Annotated in this window: 21 protein-coding genes and 1 pseudogene; 9 read left to right on the top strand and 13 right to left on the bottom strand. The window is 54.5% G+C overall.

Annotated elements, in window-relative coordinates; genetic code table 11:
* Window positions 1-16: 16 nt before the first annotated feature.
* The 3 genes from AB9F27_RS00330 to AB9F27_RS00320 form a co-directional block, all read right to left on the bottom strand.
* Window positions 17-928 (bottom strand): sugar ABC transporter substrate-binding protein, encoded by a 912-nt coding sequence (locus AB9F27_RS00330; RefSeq protein ID WP_335583664.1) that lies wholly within the window; start codon window positions 926-928, stop codon window positions 17-19.
* Between the two features lie 88 nt (window positions 929-1,016).
* Window positions 1,017-2,009, bottom strand: coding sequence for an ABC transporter permease (locus AB9F27_RS00325; protein ID WP_335583665.1), 993 nt, complete (start codon window positions 2,007-2,009; stop codon window positions 1,017-1,019).
* Between the two features lies 1 nt (window position 2,010).
* A complete protein-coding gene (locus AB9F27_RS00320) occupies window positions 2,011-2,790 on the bottom strand; it encodes an ATP-binding cassette domain-containing protein (RefSeq protein WP_335583666.1) in 780 nt (259 codons plus the stop codon).
* A gap of 195 nt (window positions 2,791-2,985) precedes the next feature.
* On the opposite strand from AB9F27_RS00320, the gene AB9F27_RS00315 reads away from it, so the two are divergent.
* Entirely contained in the window at window positions 2,986-3,921 is a 936-nt protein-coding gene (locus tag AB9F27_RS00315) for an aldo/keto reductase (protein WP_335583667.1), read from the top strand.
* A gap of 273 nt (window positions 3,922-4,194) precedes the next feature.
* On the top strand, window positions 4,195-4,503 hold the full coding sequence (locus AB9F27_RS00310; protein ID WP_335583668.1) for a hypothetical protein: 309 nt from the start codon (window positions 4,195-4,197) through the stop codon (window positions 4,501-4,503).
* Between the two features lie 117 nt (window positions 4,504-4,620).
* On the opposite strand, the gene AB9F27_RS00305 is transcribed toward AB9F27_RS00310, so the two are convergent.
* A complete protein-coding gene (locus AB9F27_RS00305) occupies window positions 4,621-4,866 on the bottom strand; it encodes a sigma factor-like helix-turn-helix DNA-binding protein (protein ID WP_335583669.1) in 246 nt (81 codons plus the stop codon).
* A 44-nt stretch (window positions 4,867-4,910) separates the two neighbouring features.
* Window positions 4,911-4,994: pseudogene (locus tag AB9F27_RS22225) on the bottom strand (hypothetical protein); the annotation flags it as partial.
* A 1,004-nt stretch (window positions 4,995-5,998) separates the two neighbouring features.
* Here AB9F27_RS22225 and AB9F27_RS00300 point away from each other — a divergent pair.
* A complete protein-coding gene (locus AB9F27_RS00300; RefSeq protein ID WP_335583670.1) occupies window positions 5,999-6,202 on the top strand; it encodes a hypothetical protein in 204 nt (67 codons plus the stop codon).
* Window positions 6,203-6,351: 149 nt separating this feature from the next.
* Here AB9F27_RS00300 and AB9F27_RS00295 read toward each other — a convergent pair whose 3' ends face one another.
* Window positions 6,352-6,612: a hypothetical protein gene (locus AB9F27_RS00295; protein WP_335583671.1), complete on the bottom strand. Its 261-nt coding sequence runs from the start codon at window positions 6,610-6,612 to the stop codon at window positions 6,352-6,354.
* A 754-nt stretch (window positions 6,613-7,366) separates the two neighbouring features.
* Here AB9F27_RS00295 and AB9F27_RS00290 point away from each other — a divergent pair.
* Window positions 7,367-7,510, top strand: a complete 144-nt coding sequence (locus tag AB9F27_RS00290; RefSeq protein ID WP_335583672.1) for a hypothetical protein — start codon at window positions 7,367-7,369, stop codon at window positions 7,508-7,510.
* A gap of 147 nt (window positions 7,511-7,657) precedes the next feature.
* Here AB9F27_RS00290 and AB9F27_RS00285 read toward each other — a convergent pair whose 3' ends face one another.
* The 7 genes from AB9F27_RS00285 to AB9F27_RS00255 all read right to left on the bottom strand — a co-directional run bounded on the left by AB9F27_RS00285 (window position 7,658) and on the right by AB9F27_RS00255 (window position 14,618).
* Complete coding sequence (locus AB9F27_RS00285) at window positions 7,658-8,842, bottom strand: formate dehydrogenase subunit gamma (protein WP_369757445.1); 1,185 nt, start codon at window positions 8,840-8,842, stop codon at window positions 7,658-7,660.
* A gap of 82 nt (window positions 8,843-8,924) precedes the next feature.
* Complete coding sequence (gene fdh3B / locus AB9F27_RS00280; RefSeq protein WP_039003913.1) at window positions 8,925-9,518, bottom strand: formate dehydrogenase FDH3 subunit beta; 594 nt, start codon at window positions 9,516-9,518, stop codon at window positions 8,925-8,927.
* 13 nt (window positions 9,519-9,531) lie between these two features.
* Window positions 9,532-12,534 (bottom strand): formate dehydrogenase subunit alpha, encoded by a 3,003-nt coding sequence (locus AB9F27_RS00275; RefSeq protein WP_335585995.1) that lies wholly within the window; start codon window positions 12,532-12,534, stop codon window positions 9,532-9,534.
* An 86-nt stretch (window positions 12,535-12,620) separates the two neighbouring features.
* Window positions 12,621-12,812: a twin-arginine translocation signal domain-containing protein gene (locus AB9F27_RS00270; protein WP_039003916.1), complete on the bottom strand. Its 192-nt coding sequence runs from the start codon at window positions 12,810-12,812 to the stop codon at window positions 12,621-12,623.
* A 53-nt stretch (window positions 12,813-12,865) separates the two neighbouring features.
* Window positions 12,866-13,474, bottom strand: coding sequence for a molecular chaperone TorD family protein (locus AB9F27_RS00265; RefSeq protein WP_335585994.1), 609 nt, complete (start codon window positions 13,472-13,474; stop codon window positions 12,866-12,868).
* On the bottom strand, window positions 13,471-14,052 hold the full coding sequence (locus AB9F27_RS00260; protein ID WP_335585993.1) for a DUF3306 domain-containing protein: 582 nt from the start codon (window positions 14,050-14,052) through the stop codon (window positions 13,471-13,473). The genes AB9F27_RS00265 and AB9F27_RS00260 overlap by 4 nt, the downstream gene beginning before the upstream one ends.
* Entirely contained in the window at window positions 14,049-14,618 is a 570-nt protein-coding gene (locus AB9F27_RS00255) for a DUF3305 domain-containing protein (protein ID WP_335585992.1), read from the bottom strand. Before AB9F27_RS00255 ends, AB9F27_RS00260 begins: the two co-directional genes overlap by 4 nt.
* 214 nt (window positions 14,619-14,832) lie before the next feature.
* Between AB9F27_RS00255 and AB9F27_RS00250 the strand changes: the two genes are divergently transcribed.
* From AB9F27_RS00250 to AB9F27_RS00230, 5 genes are read left to right on the top strand one after another with little or no spacing between them, the layout of a single operon-like run.
* Window positions 14,833-16,788, top strand: coding sequence for a 4Fe-4S binding protein (locus AB9F27_RS00250; RefSeq protein WP_335585991.1), 1,956 nt, complete (start codon window positions 14,833-14,835; stop codon window positions 16,786-16,788).
* Window positions 16,789-16,807: 19 nt separating this feature from the next.
* The gene (locus AB9F27_RS00245; protein WP_039003920.1) at window positions 16,808-16,996 is read left to right on the top strand and encodes a DUF6494 family protein; all 189 of its coding nucleotides are present in this window, start codon (window positions 16,808-16,810) and stop codon (window positions 16,994-16,996) included.
* Between the two features lie 7 nt (window positions 16,997-17,003).
* Window positions 17,004-18,071 carry an Mrp/NBP35 family ATP-binding protein gene (locus tag AB9F27_RS00240; protein ID WP_335585990.1) on the top strand — a complete coding sequence of 356 codons (1,068 nt, stop codon included), beginning with the start codon at window positions 17,004-17,006 and terminating at the stop codon, window positions 18,069-18,071.
* Window positions 18,068-18,772: a DUF4444 domain-containing protein gene (locus AB9F27_RS00235; protein WP_335585989.1), complete on the top strand. Its 705-nt coding sequence runs from the start codon at window positions 18,068-18,070 to the stop codon at window positions 18,770-18,772. Before AB9F27_RS00240 ends, AB9F27_RS00235 begins: the two co-directional genes overlap by 4 nt.
* Window positions 18,769-19,254: a DUF6505 family protein gene (locus AB9F27_RS00230; protein ID WP_335585988.1), complete on the top strand. Its 486-nt coding sequence runs from the start codon at window positions 18,769-18,771 to the stop codon at window positions 19,252-19,254. The genes AB9F27_RS00235 and AB9F27_RS00230 overlap by 4 nt, the downstream gene beginning before the upstream one ends.
* Window positions 19,255-19,267 lie beyond the last annotated feature (13 nt).

Below are 19,267 nucleotides of genomic sequence, written 5' to 3'. Positions count from 1 at the left end.
CGCCCGATTTTCAGAGTTATTTAAATTCTGCAACGTTGTCGGACGTGATCAAAATTCCGTCGATTGGCGTAAACGCTGGAACTTCTTCGCCTTTGATCAGACCAATAACATTGGCAACAGCTTCAGCGCCCATCCGGACGTTGTCTTGCTTGATAGTAGCGCTTTGCTCGTTGGCTTCGATGGAGGCCAAGTTGGCAGGGTTGCCGTCAAATCCAACGATGACCAGATCGTCCAATTTTCCAAGCTCGTTTGCTGCGGAAACCGCGGCAAGTGCGCCTGGGTCCCATGCGCCGAAAATCGCACGGATATCTGGGTTGGATTGCAAGAAGTTGATTGTGGTTTCATACGCACAAGCGTCCTGCCAATCGCAGATTTGGAAGATAACTTCGTGGCCCGCAGCTTCGGCAGCCGTAAGAACACCGTCGCGACGTGCGTTACCAGTTTGGTGCCCCGCTGAACCGCCAAGGATCAAAACAGACCCTTCACCAATATTGTTAACGATATATTCACCGGCAATTCCAGCCGCTGCCAAGTTGTCCGTTTGAACGAGGCTCTTAACGTGCTCATGCTCAATTCCGGTATCAACAGCAACGACGGGAATGCCTTTTTTCGCAGCCATATCAAGGGATGCATCAAAGGCGCGGTTATCAACTGCACCAATAATGATACCGTCGACGCCCATATTGATAGCGCGATCTACGGCGTCTTTTTGAGCTGCGGCATCGGGGGAAGAGGCTGTCATGTCGATCAGCTCAACGCCCATTTCTTTTGCTGTCGCCGCTGCGGAATTCGCAACTCCGATCCAGAAGGTATTGTCCGTAGAATAGCCCGTATAGGCAATTTTAAGATCGGCAGCGATGGCCGCACTGGACATTGCCGCCGTCAGTGTTGCGGCAGTTACGAGGCCTTTTAGGGTTGTTCGTTTCATAGTTGTCCTCCGTTGGATTGAATGCCCATATCGGGCGAGATTGTGTCCAAAACCTCCTCAGCTTTGGATGCAAATTCTTGATGCCGAATTATCGCGTCTGGCGTCTCCAGACGTCCCAGTAAACGGCGAGAATGATGATGGCGCCGATGGCGATCCGCTGAACAGATGTCCCAACGCCCATGTAAGCGAGGCCCACAATGATGGTCTGCATGATCAGCATCCCGATGATGGTCTTGCCAACACCGCCGCGTCCACCAAACAGGCTGGTGCCGCCAATAACCACCGCCGCGATTGCGAATAGCTCGTAGCTTTGACCGCGGGCTGGCATCGCAAAATTGAGTTTGGACACTTCCAAGATCGCTGCGGTTGCCGCCATCAAGCCACCGATCATGTAGTAATAAATACGGCTTTTGGCGACATTCACACCAGACAGGCGGGCGACCTCTTCGTTGCCACCAATTGCAAAAGCGTGGTTTCCAAGGCGGGTTTTGGTTAGGAAAAGGCCCGTCAGAAGAGCAGCCCCAAACATGATGAACATGGGCACCGCATAGCCAGAGCCAAGCAGTTGAAACTGATCGGGGAAGCGCGACAAATCGCGTCCGCTGGCTAGAATTTCCGCAACGCCTTTATAGGCGGTAAGGCCTCCGAGTGTCACAATGAACGCGGGAACACGGGTGACGACTTGCAGGATGCCATTCAACGCCCCAAGGGCAACACCCGTCAAAAGGCCTAGGCCGACGGCAACGATGACTGGCAGGTTGTATTCCGCAAGTAGAATGCCAACAACGACGCCCACAACGGCAAAAATCGAACCAACAGACAGGTCAAGCCCGCCCGAGATCAACACAACCGTCGTGCCACACGCCAAGATCGCAAGGATTGAGGCTTGTCCGAAAATTGAGAGTAAGGTGTCGACGCTCCTAAACGGAGGCGAGAGGATAAAGAACACCATATAAATGAGCGCTAGAGCTGCAAGCACTTGCCAAATCTGCATGAATTGGTGCTTGAAGGCATCCCAATTTCCCGAATTTGCTGTTGGGGTCGTTATGGATGTTGAACTGTTTTCATTGGTCGTTGTCATATCAAGCCGCCTTCGTATCGATAGTGCCCGTAATCAATCCGACGAGCGTGTCGCCATCGACATCCTTCACATCGCGAACCGCCGAGAGTTGCCCCAGCCTGAGAACCGCAACGCGATCGCAGTAATTCAGGACATGTTGCATGTTGTGGGTGATCATGATGACCGACAATCCGTGATCTTTGAGAGACCGCACAAGGTCCATCGCCATTTTGCTTTCGCGCACACCGAGCGCCGCAGTTGGCTCATCAAGAATGGCAATCCGCTTGCCGAACATCACTGTTTTAGAAAGGGCGACGGCCTGTCTTTGCCCGCCTGAGAACGATTGCGCATCCCGATAGATGTCGGCAATCCGTATATCAAGCTTTTCAAACAAGGACCGGATTTCCGCGTCCATCGTCTTAAAATCGAGCGCGCCGAAAATCTTGCCCAGAATGTCTTTTCTAACGATTTCGCGTCCCAAAAATACGTTTTTGGTAATCGACAATTCATTCACCAGCGCGAGATCTTGATAGACGGTTTCCATACCGGCAGCTTTGGCGTCCGTGGGGCTATCGATCCGAACTTCTTTGCCGTCCAGAAAAATAGTTCCGCTTGTTTTAGCAAGCGCTCCGGTGATTGCCTTAACCAATGTTGATTTCCCGGCCCCGTTGTCCCCGACAATCGCAAGAACCTCGCCTTCGCGAAGGTCGATACTAACGTCGTCGATCGCTTTAACGCCGCCGTAATGCTTGCTGATCCCCTTGGCCTCTAGGATAATCTTTGAAATACCCGCGCTCGTCATCACTGTCCCTCCTCCACTTACACATCGAATTGTCGACCTGTTACTTATCTATAAAAAACAACCTATCCCGCTGTCAAAGGTTTTTTTTGCATATAAATACAAAACCTGCATAATGAGGGCAACGCTTTACCCATAAACTTTGCTGCCAAGAAAAATGAAATCCACCAACGCCGCTTAAACAAGAAAGACAACACAATGCTTCAATCACGACCTTTAGGCACCACCGATGTAACCGTTAGCCATATTTCCTTTGGCTGCGCCAGCATCGCCAACTTATATGCGCGTGTGACGGACAAAGCGGCGCAAGACGTGCTGTCCTACGCTTGGCAGCGAGGCATTCGTTATTTTGATACGGCCCCTCATTATGGCCGTGGTTTATCCGAAACACGCCTAGGGCAGTTCCTGCAAACTGTACCAAAAAATGAAGTCACCCTCTCGTCCAAGGTTGGTCGTGTTTTGACTCCGGGGAAGCAGAGAAGCGAAGCGGACGGGTTTGTCTCCCCCCTCCCCAACGACGTGCGGTATGACTATTCTGGTGCCGGAATTATGGAGAGTTTCGAAGGGAGCCTTGAGCGGTTGGGCGTCGATCACCTTGATATCGTTTATGTGCACGACATTGGAAAACTGACACATGGGGCCGATAATGACCGCCATATGGAGGATCTGCTTTCAACGGGCCTCCCCGCGCTGGAACGCCTCAAGGTCGCCGGTAAAATTGGGGCCTATGGGCTGGGCGTTAATGAATGTGAAGTCTGTGTGGACGTCATGAAACACCATACACTCGATGTTATCCTCCTCGCAGGCCGGTGGACTTTGCTAGACCGAAGTGCCGAAAAGGAACTCATACCGCTTTGCCAACAGGCCAACACGAGCCTTGTCCTCGGGGGGATTTTCAACTCTGGGATTCTGGCCACCGGTGCCAAGGAAGGCGCGCACTTTGACTACGCCCCTGCGTCCGAAGAAATCCTTGCGAAAACGCGCGCCCTTGAGCAAGAGTGCTTGCGTGACGGGATACCGCTGGCAACCGCTGCAATGCAATTTGGCCTCTCAAAAGACATCGTTGCAAGTGTGCTCTTAGGCACTGGCAAGGTTTCATCCCTCGCGCGCAATCTCGATGCGTTGAAACTTTAGCAGATCGGGGGCGGTGGAGTATTGGGACCGAACCTGCCCCCAAAAACCGCAGTAATTCATGCATGACCACAGGACAGCGATCGTGCCGTCGGCCCTCCACATCACAGCTAAGCGCGTTTTTTTGGACGCCGTTTTAAAACAACAAAATTGGGTTTCCCCAACGTTGTTCCCCACAGTAAACCCACAAATAAATCTGCTATTCTTGCGGTTTTATAAAACATTTATTCAATGAGGAGCGTTGGTCAATCATCGACGAACAAAAAGGAGAACACCATGTTTCGTTTCACTATGATTTGCCTCTGCGTCCTAACCCTTACCGCCCTTTTTTCTGCAACTGCAATCAGTGCAAGCGCAGCCTATGCAACCACCGATGTCGAAGCCGCAGAAGTCTGGAACGACATCGCGAGCGATCTCGAAACGGCCATTGCCAAACTCTTGGTGGGTCAAATCACCAAGGAAGGGGCCACAATCTTGATCGACATTGATGAGGTTTCTTTGGCGAATAGCCTGTCGCAAATGCTTGGTGTTGCCGAAACACAGCATAGAGGCGCCGTTGTGATCAAGGAAGATGACACCGCCTAACACGAGAGTTTCGAGTTGACGGTTACGGCGGTGCAAGCCCAAGCTCACTATCCCGAAGGCACCGTTGTCACGGTACTCAATGTTGGAAATGAAGCGTTTTACAACGCGACAATTGCTTCATTTGCCGAACACAGACTGGTGCATTTCATCATGGGCCAGTAAAATCAGGCTTGTGGCGTCTTGTTCAGAAACATCCATGATCGCGCCAATATCCTTGGTGTCGAAGTCCGCGACGGTCGACAAAAGCAGGGCTTCGCGGGTGTTAGCGGAGAGCCGCGAGAGGTAGAACTGGGCCTTGGCGCGCAGGTTTTTGGCAGTATCTTCAATCGGTTGCCCGCTGCTTGACCAAAGTATGTGAAACACACGAAACAGGGCGGTTTTCCCCCAAGGCGCGGCGCATCGAAACAGGATGGATCGGCCAAAGCTGCCTCAAGGGTCGAGGCCGCATAGATGTCGCCACTGGTTTGCGATCCGGTTAACGCGCCGCAAATATGGCAAGTGCTGCCTGATCAGATCGGACATTTCCAGGGGTTTTTGGGCAGTGTTCGACATTCTTTTCCCCTGTTCTTAAACTTTTCATGGAACAAACGTACCAGTCGTGCGTTTTTTCCAGAGTACGCGAGTTTTTTTTGCCACTTCAACATATCCAGTTGGTAAGATGTGGCACTCAAAACAATCCGACCTGATCTTAAGACCAAAATCGACGAAAACCTAAGGCGGGTTTTCGAAGAGGTATCTGACGTCAGCACCTGCTGGACAGATTTGAGGATTTGAATAAGGGAGGATTTCTGGTTCATCTTATCGATTAGGAGATCGAGATGACCAAGAAACCGCAGACATCGAAAGCGGCCGCCGAAAACGGGGATGCCGCCGTGTTCAGTACAATTAGCGGCGACTTTGACGGTTGCCTTGCTCCCTCACGGGTTGATTGCCGTCCATCAAACACAAGTGTTGCAACGGGAGTTGGCCGAGGTACGCAACCTCAATCTTCACGCACGAACCACTTACTATGCCCAGTCAGAACGCGAAGCATTCATGGTGGGGCTTGGGCGCGGCAAAGGCTCTCACTGCGGCGGTTTCCGATATTATTGGCGATGCGCAGGCGTGCTCTGCCGTTTTGATGCGGAATCCCAAGGTCGGTTTTCCTTCGCCGAATATGTGCCCCCTCAGGATATGTCGAGTGCTCCAACCGATCCGAGCCTTTTGACGTTTCAAGCAGCGCGCATTTTCAGGAATTCATCGCAGAGGATGAGCAAAAACCCCGTCTAAACAGCAATGCCAAGCGAACCGGAAAGTCAGGGGGCGTTGCATCGGTTCCCGTGACGGGAACGGCGAGTGGCTATGTTACCGTTTCCATTCCCAACAGCGAACTCGATACACAGGAAGACCTTGAGGGCGGCACCAAATCGCCGCTTGAACTTTTCACCACGACCTTCAGGAAGAACCCCTGATTTTCTGTCAAAGTGGCCCTCACAACAAAATCCCAAATGCCATCATGAGCTTCGGCAAATGGCCGCGCGACGATTCTGAACTGGCAAAATCCCTTCCTGCAACGAAAGAAGAAATCGACGCGATGTTCCCAGAGACCCGCAAGTCCCTACTCGCGGATGTCGCATGGTTCCTTGCGTCCGAAAAAGCCAATGATGCGAAACCTTTGGACCCTGTCTGTCGATTCCACAGTGGCACTGGCGCGCCTTAAGTGGCTAAATTCGATGGCGCATTTCATTGGCACGCGGCCAGCCAAGCCTTTTGCCATTATGGTGCATTACAAACCGTCACCAAGTTTTCGCACACACAAACACCGCAAAGCGAACAGGGTAAATGTCAGCGCCTAGCGACTTTCGGCCCCTACTTTCCTGGAACCCCAAAGTTATACTCGGGCTGGCTCTCATCTTGACCAGAATATAGCCCGTTATCGGCGGCCTGCCCCAGGTCAAGCACGGCCCCTTCGCTCGGGATTGCGTCGGGCGTTGTTATTCTACCCTCAACAACACTGTTTGCGCCGCCGTTGTCCTTTTTAGGGTCGCCGCCAACAGGGACTTCGGGAGCCCCAAAATGTCGAAGGAGCCAAGCACGCTCCGAGGTACTTTCATGTTGCGAACCAATCATATCCAGCAGCGAAGACAGACCTGTGGCATCAGAAATAAATCAAACTCGCTGTACTCATTGTCCGAAATTTTCCCAGCATCCATCAGAAATTGGGACCGCGTATCCACTCTTTTGGGTCTGTTCCGTTTCCTTGGTAAATGCGTACCGGTATCCTTGGTGCAATAATCCACAAAGGCTTGGGTTATGGTATAGCTCGAAACGTCCCTCATCGGAATTCCTAATTAGTGTAGACTTAAAGGGGAGAGGATGGGGGACTAGATCAATAAGATCAGGACCGGCTTAAGAGGCACAGAGATGACCAGGATCTGAAAGAACGACATTTCCTTCGTGGGCAGAGCTTCTTCGAGTTGATTTGGAAGCCCAGCATCCGGCCATGGAGATGAGCAAAAAAAACGCCGCATTGAATGTCAATATTTTCGAGTTTACTGCCCCAAGGACAGCCTTGAGCATATTGGGTGCAACCTCAACCATGTTGTGAGCCAGCGCCGCTTCTGGCCACAACATTGCCGCTTCAGTCGCGCCCGTTTGCACCATGTGATAAAAAAAGGTGGGCAATCCGCCTTGAACGCCCGCGGCGCCTTCAATTCCTTCGAGGCAACGAAGATTGCACCCAGAAGTCGCAACCTTTTTGCCTCCAAGATCGGCAACGGATAAAACTAGCTATCGAGAAAATTTGATATGAGCGTGAGCAACGCCTGTCGGCAAATAGACTTGATTTTCAGCTGCGAGCTCTTTTTCAACCTGCGAGAATTCCTTGGCGATTTCGTCCACGGCCTTCGCAACGATTGCAGCGTCACTTGAGACAAACGGCGTGACCACAGCAATGCCTTGGTTTGGCAAAGCGGAGGTGTGGAAAATGGCGTATTTTGTAGCAATCAACTGCAACGAAATCGGCTAGTTTCCTCCGGCAGCGCCCTCACCTAGCCTAACATTTCCGGATGACACCGAGGTTGCCTCTGATGAAAAACCGCTCATAACCAGTACCCGGTTCGCACCAATTGTGATCACCACCAACATAAACAATGCTAACAAAAATGCCTTCATCTTACGCGTCCTTGCTTTGCTGCATTTCGGCTTTTCGAACGTCTTCAACCCAAAGACTATGGTGTTCCCGCGCCCATTGTTCCTCGACTTCACCACTGCCCATAGCGTCAAAAGCACCTTCCATACCAACAGACCCGATATAGATGTGCGCAAAGATTATGGCGGTTAAAACGAGGCTCACAATTGCATGCCACAACTGGGCATATTGCATCTCTTCCTGCGGCGCCAACGGATATGGCAGCGGGTCAAATCCAAACCATCCCGTCACGCCCCAAGCGTTCAGCTTTGCAAACGTTGCCCCGAACATATGGAATTCAAACGGGAACAGCAAAGAGAGTCCCGACACCGAAATCGACGACCCCAAGACGATCACAGACCAGAATATTAGCTTTTGACCTGCGTTAAACTTCTTGGCTGGCGGGTGACCTCCGCCAAAGATACCGCCGCCTTTCTTCAGCCAGAACAGATCGGTTCGATCGGGCAAATTGTGCCCAACCCAGAAAACAAAGATAATAATAAGCGCCACGATGAACGCCCAAGAAATATTGTTATGCACCCACTTAGTGCCGATGGCGACGGTCGAGAAGGCTTCGTGGCCGAAGGTCGGTATCAACACTTTGCGCCCGAACAGCGATATCAAGCCCGTCGCGCCAAGAATAAGAAACGAACTCGCCAAAAGCCAATGGCCGAACCGCTCAACGCCACCGAAACGCGTGATCGTGCGGCCCGTTTTTTCACCTTCGATACGAATACGCCCGCGGATGAGGTAGAATAACGCCAGAAGCACCAAAGTGCCCCCAAGCAGCCCAGCGCCATAGGTCAAAAGTGGGCCTTGGCGAAACTCCAACCACCACATGCCGCCATCTTGGATCAACGTTGTTGCTGCGGGCCCGCGTGATTGGGTCTGCACATCGGCCGTGTTATACCGCAGCGCCCGCCACAGTTCCGGATCAGATTGGCCACCAAGCGTGCCAAGCGGCGCGGTGATTTGCGCGGCAGCGTCCGGATCGCCAACAGCCGAGCGGCGGAATTCGTCGTCCACTTTTTGCGCATTTTGCCGGAGGAGAATATCGTTAAGCGTCTGTGCGCCGCCCGTTTCCGCGCGCGGCGTATCAGCAGCTTGTTGCGCTACAGCCGGAGAAAGCAGACTGCACAGCAAGAAAAAAACAGCGAAAAGACGAAACATCAGAGTGGACCTTTACAGTGTCGTAAAAGAAAGGCGGTCCGTCACAGACCGCCCATTTTGCATCGCAAAGGGAGGGCGAAAATCAACCGCCCTTTAGACCGTAAGCCGTACCCCAGCCCCAAGCCCCAGCGCCAAATCCGCGCGAAACGATACGTTCGCGGTAAATGGTAGCAACGGTATCACCGTCCCCTGCGAGCAGGGCTTTGGTGGAACACATCTCGGCGCAGAGTGGCAGTTTGCCTTCTGCGATCCGATTGCGTCCATACTTGGAGAACTCGGCGGACGAGTGGTTTTCTTCCGGTCCACCGGCACAGAAAGTGCATTTGTCCATTTTGCCACGCGACCCGAAATTGCCCGCCTGTGGATATTGCGGCGCACCAAAGGGGCACGCATAGAAGCAATAGCCACACCCGATGCACAGGTCTTTGGAGTGCAGAACGATGCCGTCTTCGGTTTGGTAAAAACAATCCACAGGGCACACCGCCATGCAAGGCGCGTCCGAGCAATGCATACACGCAACCGAGATTGATCGCTCTCCCGGTTTACCGTCATTGATCGTTACCACCTTGCGGCGGTTAATGCCCCACGGAACCTCGTGCTCGTTTTTACAAGCCGTAACGCAGGCGTTACATTCGATGCACCGTTCGGCGTCGCAGAGAAATTTTGCTCTAGCCATGATCTGTCTCCCTTTATGCCGACCAGATTTTGCAAAGAGTCGCTTTGGTCTCTTGCATCTGGGTTACGCTGTCATAGCCATAGGTTTGCGCCGTGTTGGCCGACTCGCCCAATACATAGGGGTCTGCGCCTTCGGGGTATTTATCCCGCAAGTCCCTCCCCTCAAAATGGCCGCCAAAGTGGAAGGGCATGAACGCCACGCCCGTCCCCACGCGTTCTGTGACCATAGCCATAACTTTAACCTTGCCACCCTCTGGGCCTTCGACCCAGACCTGTGCGCCGTCACGCACACCAAGATCATTGGCGTCGCGTATGTTGATCTCGACGAACATGTCCTGCTGCAATTCGGCAAGCCATGGATTGGAGCGGGTTTCGTCGCCCCCACCTTCGTATTCAACCAAGCGACCGGAGGTCAGGATAATCGGATATTCTTGCGAGAAATCATTTTCCTGAATCGAGCGGTACATCGTTGGTACCCGCCAGAACTTCTTGTCCTCGTAGGTCGGATAATCGACCACGAGATCACGGCGGTTGGTATAAAGGGGTTCGCGGTGAAGGGGGACTGGATCAGGGAAAGTCCAGACCACAGCGCGGGCCTTGGCGTTCCCGAAGGGCGCACAACCATGGGCAATCGCAACCCGTTGAATGCCTCCCGACAGGTCGGTCTTCCAATTCACGCCGCCTGTTTTGGCTAGGAAGTCTGACGGAATATCGCTTTGCTGCGATGTCTCGCCCACTTCTTCAGCATTGTTAGAGCCACCATCATCCGCAGGCTCCGCCGTTAAGGGCGCCCCATCGGGATATCCGGCAACGCCGTTGATACTGGCTTTTTCGACATCGGTAAGGTCATTTTCCCATCCCAGATCACGCAGCATCTGCACCGTAAATTCGGGATAGCCGTCCTTAATCTCTGACCCTTTGGAATAAACGCCCTCGGCCAGCAGGTTATCACCTTCACGCTCCACACCAAAGCGGGCGCGGAAGGTCAGGCCACCCTCCGCCACAGGGATCGACATGTCATACAGAATGGCCGTTCCGGGATGATTCATTTCCGGTGTGCCCCAGCAAGGCCATGGCAACCCGTAAAAATCGCCATCCGCAGGTCCGCCAATGGCGCGCAACGTCGTGCGGTCAAAGGTGTGCTGATTTTCCATGTGCATTTTCAACCGCTCGGGACTTTGCCCCGTATAACCGACGGTCCACATGCCACGATTAAACTCGCGGGTCAGGTCTTCGACATTCGGTTCACCGCCCTCGTCAATCGCGATGTTGCGGAACATCCGTTCATGGAAACCGAATTTCTCGGCAAACTTGGCGAGGATTGTGTGGTCGGGCAGCGACTCAAACAATGGGTCCATAACCTGCTCGCGCCATTGCAGTGACCGGTTCGACGCCGTGACAGAACCGCGAGTTTCGAACTGTGTTGCGGCGGGGAGAAGGTAAACCCCATCTGTGCGATCCTGCATCACAGCAGAAACCGTCGGATAAGGATCGATCACAACGAGCATCTCGAGGCGCTCCATCGCGGTTTTCATCTCTTTCATGCGGGTCTGCGAGTTTGGTGCATGGCCCCAAAGAACCATGGCGCGGGTATTATCGGGCTGATCAAGGTTGGCCTTATCCTCTAGCACCCCGTCAATCCAACGGCTGACCGGAATCCCGGTCAAGTTCATCATTTTGGTATCGCCAAAGCTCGCATCGGAAAACTGCCCCTTGAGCCAGTCAAGGTCTTCGTCCCATACACGTGCCCAATGCGCCCAAGAGCCGTCAGACAGGCCGTAATATCCCGGCAAAGTATCGGCTAGAACGCCAAGGTCGGTGGCGCCTTGCACGTTGTCATGGCCACGGAAAATATTAGTTCCCCCGCCTGCGACACCCATATTTCCAAGTGCCAGTTGCAGGATGCAATAAGCGCGGGTGTTGTTATTCCCGTTGCTGTGCTGGGTGCCACCCATGCACCAGATCACAGTGCCGGGACGGTTGTTCGCCAGTGTACGCGCCACGCGCTCTAACTGTTCCCCAGGCGCGCCTGTGACACGTTCTACTTCTTCTGGGTTCCATTGCTTCACTTCATCGCGGATCTGGTCCATGCCCCAAACACGGGTGCGGATAAACTCGGTATCTTCCCATTTGTTCTCAAAGATATGCCACAGAATGCCCCACACCAATGCCACGTCCGATCCGGGACGGAAGCGCACGTATTCGTCGGCATGTGCCGCCGTGCGGGTAAAGCGCGGATCGCAAACGATCAGTGGCGCGTTGTTTTCTTCTTTGGCTTTTAGCAAATGCAGCAAGGAAACCGGATGGGCCTCGGCGGGGTTTGCACCAATGAGGAAAATCGCTTTGGAATTGTGAATGTCGTTGTAGCTGTTGGTCATGGCGCCATAGCCCCATGTATTCGCCACACCCGCCACAGTGGTCGAGTGGCAAATCCGCGCCTGATGGTCGACGTTATTAGTGCCCCAATAAGCGGCAAATTTGCGGAACAAATAGGCCTGCTCGTTGCTGTGCTTCGCAGAGCCTAGCCAATAAACCGAATCCGGTCCGCTTTCTTCGCGGATTTTCATCATGCCATCGCCGATCTCGTTGATCGCCGTTTCCCAACTTATTTTTACCCATTCGCCGTTTTCTTTTTTCATCGGGTATTTCAAACGGCGCTCACCATGGGCATGTTCGCGCACCGCGGCGCCCTTGGCGCAATGCGCCCCCAAGTTGAACGGGCTGTCAAAGCCGGGTTCCTGCCCCGTCCAGACGCCATTATCAACCTCGGCAATAACCGTGCATCCAACCGAGCAATGGGTGCAAATGGACTTCTTGATTTCGACCGTGCGGTCCAAGGCCGTTTGCGCGGTGGCTTTTGAAACAGTTCCGCCAGTTGCGGCAACAGCGGCAAGTCCGCCGATCACAAGTCCCGAGCCCCGCAAAAACGAGCGGCGGTCAACGGAGGTGGATTTGGCCTGTGCCACTGCGGGTCGTGCCGACCCGCGTGCAATGCCATTGGTCTTTCTTCTGAGCATGGTCGTTCTCCCTACTACTGCGTTGCCTCAGCCTTGGTAGCCATAAAATTTCGGTGCCCTGACACAGTAAGTCGGGGCGAGGTGTCTTAGAAACGGGTGCTTTCAAGATAAGCACGCGTATGTTCTGTGTCTTGCATCACGTCCGATGACAGGTCGACCGGCGCAGGAGCTGCAGCCTCTGCTTGGGTACCCGCGGCAACCGCCACCACTCCTGGAACGGCGGCACTTGCTACCTTCAGAAAATTCCGGCGGGTTGTCTCTGCTTTTGTATCAGCCATAAAATGTTTCCTTCTCCCGTTGTCTTCGATGTTGCGTATGAGGGGACAGGCGTTCAGCCTATCATCATCCTAAACGCTTCCCGCTCAATTTTCAGGAATTCTGCGCCAACGGCCCCGACAGAAGCGTAAAGAACCGATGTCTTTGCCCCCTGTAGATCCGTATAAAAATGTGTGGCCCATGGACCAATGTGTTTGTTAAAGAAATCCTTCTGCTGCTCCAAAGGAGCCACATCGCCAAAGCGCCCAACGATCATACCGCCCATCATTTCCATCAACGACGCGATGCTGTCTTCCGGCTCAAACGTATCCTGTGAGCGCGTGATTCCCTGTGCGGCCATGTCAGCGCGCAGATTGGCGAGCGGCTTTTCGTTCAGAAATCCGGTCATATAGTAGCTGGCATAGGGCAAGAGTTCGCCCCGTCCCAAACCGATAAAAAGGGCGTTATACTCGCTCAGTGCGGATTTGGGTTTGGTGACTTTTGCGACCCGTGCAAGGCCACTGATCGCCTGCCCTAATGGTGAGGAATCCCCCGTCAAACCGGCAGTTTGCGCCAACAATAGCTCATCCGGTGGCCCAGCAAGCAAAACGCCGAGATAGTTGTAAAGGTCCGCGCGCAGACGATCTTCTTCGGCAATTTTGACTTGTGCTTGAACCGCTGTCATGCGTCGCTCCCGTCGAAACTAAAAACCATTCTGCGTGGTGGTGAAAACTCTGGTTCTTCAACATCTTCCGCCAAAACATCCGTCCCAGCGTCAGCCACCAAATCCTCTTGCTGTATATCTTCGGCCAAAATTTCCACTTTGTCGAGGGTGGTCTGCTCAGAGGCTTCAACTTCGTCCGGCTTCGCCATCTCGAGAACATGCGAAAGTAAGCCTTTGCCCACTTGATAACTCGTGGTGATCGGCGCATTGCCAAAACTGCCCGTCAGATAATCATCATCGTAATCATTAAGCCCGTCCACACAGGCCAAAACCGGATTGCTCCGCCACAACTTGCGCAGGGCACGTTTGCGCAGATGCTCAGGTACGGCCTGCGCCATAAACGCGGCAAAATCATCGCCCAACTTCAGCGTTTCTGGGTCAGGCAGGTCCAGCTCTTGCAGAATTTCCTCGTCACTTTTCTCCGCAAGGGTTTGCTGATACGCGGCTTCCTGCGCGGCTTTTTCGGCATCGGCGATGGCGATTTCTTCGGCTTTGACCGCAGCGCGGCGCTGGCCCCAGAAGGTTGGTGTGCGTGTCATTTCATCCCTGCCTTGCGACCCCGAGGCGCGCGATACACATCGCTGTCCTGCGAAATCCGCGGATCACCGATACCATCCTCCTTTTCGTCTTCGCGCCAGTCTCGACGCTTGCGTTTGACAAAAGCTTCTTCCTCGTGGTGGCTATTTACGAAATCCGCGACCCAAGCCAACATACCCTCTGGCATCACAATTTTTTCGACTTGGACCTCAGCTGAGTCGCAATAATCCTGCGCTTCATAAGGCGAAGCGGTCGCTAACATCACCTTCCACGGTAAATCCGGCAAAGTGGTATCTGGACTCAGGACAACATAGATAGACGGCGCGCGGGTCTGTAATTCGTGCACATAGGCTTCGGTATCGGAAACATATAAATTGAGCGGTACCGTCCCCGCATGAAACTCTGTAACGTCCCCCTCTTGGCGCAAAACCGTCCATTCCGCAGGCCCAGCACCGGGCAAAACACCAACCGCACGCCATGCCCACTTCGCCCAGCGGGTCACGCCGGGTGATTTGCGGATCACAACCCCAAGTGGGATAGATTGAGAATTAGGAAAGACGAACGACAAGCTGGCTCCTCCGCTGGCTGGACAACATCATTGTTTAACCACAGTATACTGAATTATTGAAATAATTTAAAGATGGCATCTTCATCGTTTCGCTTCTCGGTCCGATTTCTCTGTCAATTATGGGGTCCAAAGTAGAATTCGGATCAGAATTGTGACGGAGCCTCTTTCATCCACTGCCGTTCCAATCTACCGTTGCAAGCTTAAGGGGGGCAAAATGAAAAAAACACTGCTGATCTGTGATTGCCTTGGCACACAAACTATTGATGCATCTGCCTTAAGTACGGCAACAGGGCTGGAATGTTCGCGGATGCATACATCGCTCTGCCAATCCCAGCTCGACCTCGCGGCCAAAGCCATCAAAACCGGAGACGTGGTGATTGCCTGCCAGCAAGAAGCCCCCCGTTTCGCCGCGCTTGCTGAAGATCTTGACGCGCCCGTTCCCGCGTTCGTTGATATCCGCGACCGCGCGGGCTGGACGTCCGACCTTGGCGACACCTCTGCCAAGATGGCGGCATTGGTGGCGGACGCCCTTTTACCGCAACCATCCCCTAAAACGGTGGATGTTGTATCCGAAGGGATCTGCCTGATTATCGGAGCACCAGAGGTTGCGTTTGCTGCCGCAGAGAAGCTCGCGGATATTTTGACAGTCACCGTATTAGTAGCCGAAGCTTCAGATATGCCCGTGACGGACACCTATGACGCCCACGTTGGGAAATTGCGCCATGCGAAGGGAACACTCGGGCAATTCCGCGTTTCGATTGACGGGTTCCAACAGGTTTTGCCAGGTGGCCGTGGCGCCCCTTTACTGACAGAACCGCGCGATGGCGCGCAATCTGAATGTGATCTAATTCTCGACCTAACGGGCGACACCCCGCTGTTTTCGGCCCATGAAAAGCGCGACGGATATGTCCGCGCCGACCCCGCAAGCCTTCCTGCTGTGGCCGATGCCATCCTCGCCACCAGCCATATGATCGGCACCTTTGAAAAACCGCTGCATATCCGGCTAGAGACTTCGCTCTGCGCCCATTCGCGCGCGCAAAAGCCTGCCTGCTCGAACTGTCTAAATGTATGTCCCACGGGTGCGATCCTCTCGGCGGGAGAGCATGTAAGCATCGACCCAATGATTTGCGCAGGGTGTGGCGCGTGTTCTGCGGTCTGCCCTTCGGGCGCGATCAGCTATGATACGCCGCCAGTTGATTTCGTCTTCCGCCGCGTCGGCACGTTGGCTTCGGCCTATCGCAAGGCGGGCGGCACAGGCGGCGTGCTGCTGATACATGACGCCCACGGGGCCGAAATGATCCGATTGGCCGCGCGGTTTGGCAACGGCCTGCCCGCACAGGTCATTCCCATGGAGATCGACGCCCTTGCCATGTTCGGCCACGCCGAGATGCTTGCCGCTCTGGCCAGCGGCTTTGCGGGTGTCGACATTTTGCTTGCTCCAAAAAGCGACCGCGCCGTGCTAGCGGCCCAATCTGAACTGGCCATGGCCATGGGCGCGGGAGACTCGCTGCGACTGCTTGATATTGCCGATCCCGACGAATTGTCCGAGCAACTTCATGATCGCGCGGCGACACCTATACGTGTGGAAAACCCCATCCTTGCCCAAGGGTCGCGACGCCAAATTACCCGCCTCGCAGCCAAAGCCCTCATGGTTGACGTCCAAGTCGCCCCCCTGCCCGAGCACGCACCTTACGGCGCGGTGATCGTCGACACGGATGCCTGCACCCTCTGCTTGGCCTGTGTTTCACTGTGCCCCTCTGGCGCATTGGTCGACAACCCCGATATGCCGCAACTGCGTTTTCAGGAGGATGCCTGCTTGCAATGCGGGCTGTGCACCAATGTTTGCCCCGAAAAGGCCATCACCCTGCAACCGCAAATCAACCTCACCGACACGGCCCTAGCGCAAGTGGTGCTGAACGAGGAAGAGCCTTTCGCCTGTGTTGAATGCGGCAACCTTTTTGGTGTCAAATCCACCGTCGAAAAGATAATGGAAAAACTTGCTGGAAACCACGCAATGTTCGCCAATCCCGCGACCGCGCGAATGATCCAAATGTGCGACAATTGCCGCGTTCAAGCCCAATTCCATTCTCAAGACAATCCCTTTGCGGGCAAAGAACGCCCACGTGTACGCACGACGGACGACTACCTGTCAAAACGCAAAGATCACTAAATCCGAATAGGAGACGAAAATGAGCGAAGATCTCAACATGTCCATGCGTAAATTTCTCAAGCAGGTCGGTGTGACCTCGCAACAGGCCATCGAAGAAGCGTTTCGCAAAGCGGGCGGAACCGAGGGCAAGCAATTCGAGGCGCGCGTAGTCCTGACCATTGATGGCGTGGATTTAGAACACGTCGTAACCGGCACGATCAAGGGTTGATCCGGATATGACACTCGCTCGCGAGGATGTGCTGGCCGCGCTGAAATCATTGACCGATCCGGTCAGTGGCGCGTCGCTTGTTGATGCTGGATTGATCAAGGCGCTAACCGTCGAAGGCGGTGCCGTTCGGTTCGTGCTGGAAGTCAGCGGCAACCATGCGGCAACGTATGGTAAGGTCAAGGAGGAGGCTGAGGCCAAGATTAAAGCCCTGCCCGGTGTTGAAAAACTGTCTGTCGTAATGACGGCCCACAGCGCACCTGCCGCGCCTCCCGACCTTAAATTGAGCCGCCCCGCAGAACCCGCAGGGCCGCAGAAAATACCCGGAGTAGATCGGATTGTTGCCGTGGCTTCAGGCAAGGGCGGCGTGGGGAAATCCACAGTTGCATCTAACCTCGCCTGTGCGCTGGCGGCGGAAGGGCGGCGTGTTGGCTTGCTCGATGCCGATGTCTATGGCCCATCGCAACCGCGCATGCTCGGCGTGTCGGGGCGGCCCTCGTCGCCAGATGGCAAAACGATCCTACCGATGCGCAATTTCGGCGTGACGATGATGTCCCTCGGACTGATGACAAATGAAGACCAGGCCGTTGTTTGGCGCGGCCCGATGCTGATGGGGGCGTTGCAGCAAATGCTGACGCAGGTGCAATGGGGCGCGCTTGATGTGTTGATCGTTGATCTGCCTCCTGGCACGGGCGATGTGCAAATGACATTGGCCCAAAAAGCACAACTTAACGGGGCGATCATTGTGTCCACCCCGCAGGATGTGGCGCTTTTGGATGCGCGCAAGGGCATTGATATGTTCAACCAACTCGGCACGCCGATCATCGGGATGATCGAGAACATGTCCACGCATATCTGTACACAATGTGGTCACGAGGAACATGTCTTTGGTCATGGCGGCGTTAAGGCGGAGGCCGCCAAACTGGGCGTACCGTTGCTGGCCGAAATTCCGCTGCACCTTGATATCCGACTGGCCGCAGATGGAGGCGCGCCGATTGTCGTCTCCAAACCCGACAGTCCCCAAGCTGCAGGGTTTCGCGCCGTGGCACAGCAGTTGATAGAACTTGGCCACGCATGACACCGCCCGTGTTCCCTCCGCTGTTTTCCGGCTTAGACGCCAAAGGCACCAGCCCTTTTGTGCTGGCTTGTGACGAGGCGTCAAACGTGTGCGACGCGGGATTGGTCACCTATGATCTAGCCTATGATCGGCTGCGGGCCGCAATCGTTTTTGCCCCCGAAGTGCCGCTGCGCGACGCGGCTTGCATGCTGCCGTTATGTGGCGTTGGATTTCAAAATGCACTTGGGGCGTTGGCCCCGCCAGAAGTGGGCGTGCATTTGGGATGGGGCGGCGAAATTTATTTGAACGGCGGCCTTTGCGGTAAGTTAAGCATCGCGGCATCAAGCCGTGATCCTAACGCGCTCCCCGACTGGTTGGTCATCGGTATCTCCCTAGATCTTTGGCCGCCTTCTGATGACACGGGCCTAACGCCCGATGCCACCGCTCTGTACGCGGAGGGCTGTGGCGAGGTCGATGCTGTGACATTGCTGGAAGCATGGGTGCGGCACACGCTTGTCGAAATAAACACTTGGGCCGATGACGGGCCTGCGCGCCTGCATCGCAACTGGCTTGGCTTGGCGCAGGGACTCGATACCGACATGACCATTTCGGAGCATCGCGGAACTTTCATCGGCATTGATGAAAACCTTGGCCTCCTGTTAAAAACCGAAGGCGAAACCCGCCTATTTCCCCTCACCGATCTGCTTACGGAGCCCGCATGAAACTTGCCCGCGCCATCCATTTTGACGAAAGCGACACACGCGTTTTTCACAACCCTGCACGTACCGGCGAATGGTGCATTTCAGGCGGCTTTGAATTCTCCAACTGGTCCGAGGCGGACCTGACGGGAAAAGCACGGCAGGCCTTTGCCAACGGCTGGATGGGGTGCGAAACCTTTGGCCGCGTCAGTTTCGTGGCCGTGACCCAAATAGAACCCGCCGAACGCGACGCGCTGGCCGATTTATTGGCGCAGCATTTCGTCGACATCTACGGCGCGCCCTCCCTTGAGGCCGCCCGCAATGTCGCGCTGGAAGAGTTGTCACAGATGACGGATTTGTGCGATGAGCATGACCCCAACACATTGCTCACCGTCGCGCGCGACCTAACCGAAGCAGGCGTGCGGGAAAGCTACCGCGTGATCGAAGCACAGGCGGCGGGGCTTGAGCAATTCGCAATTCACGGCTCATTGGATGATCCACATTAAGCGGCACCCGCGC

Source organism: Falsihalocynthiibacter sp. CO-5D18 (genome assembly GCF_041205445.1).
GTDB lineage: Bacteria > Pseudomonadota > Alphaproteobacteria > Rhodobacterales > Rhodobacteraceae > Falsihalocynthiibacter > Falsihalocynthiibacter arcticus.
This window is presented reverse-complemented; position numbering and strand designations above follow the sequence as displayed.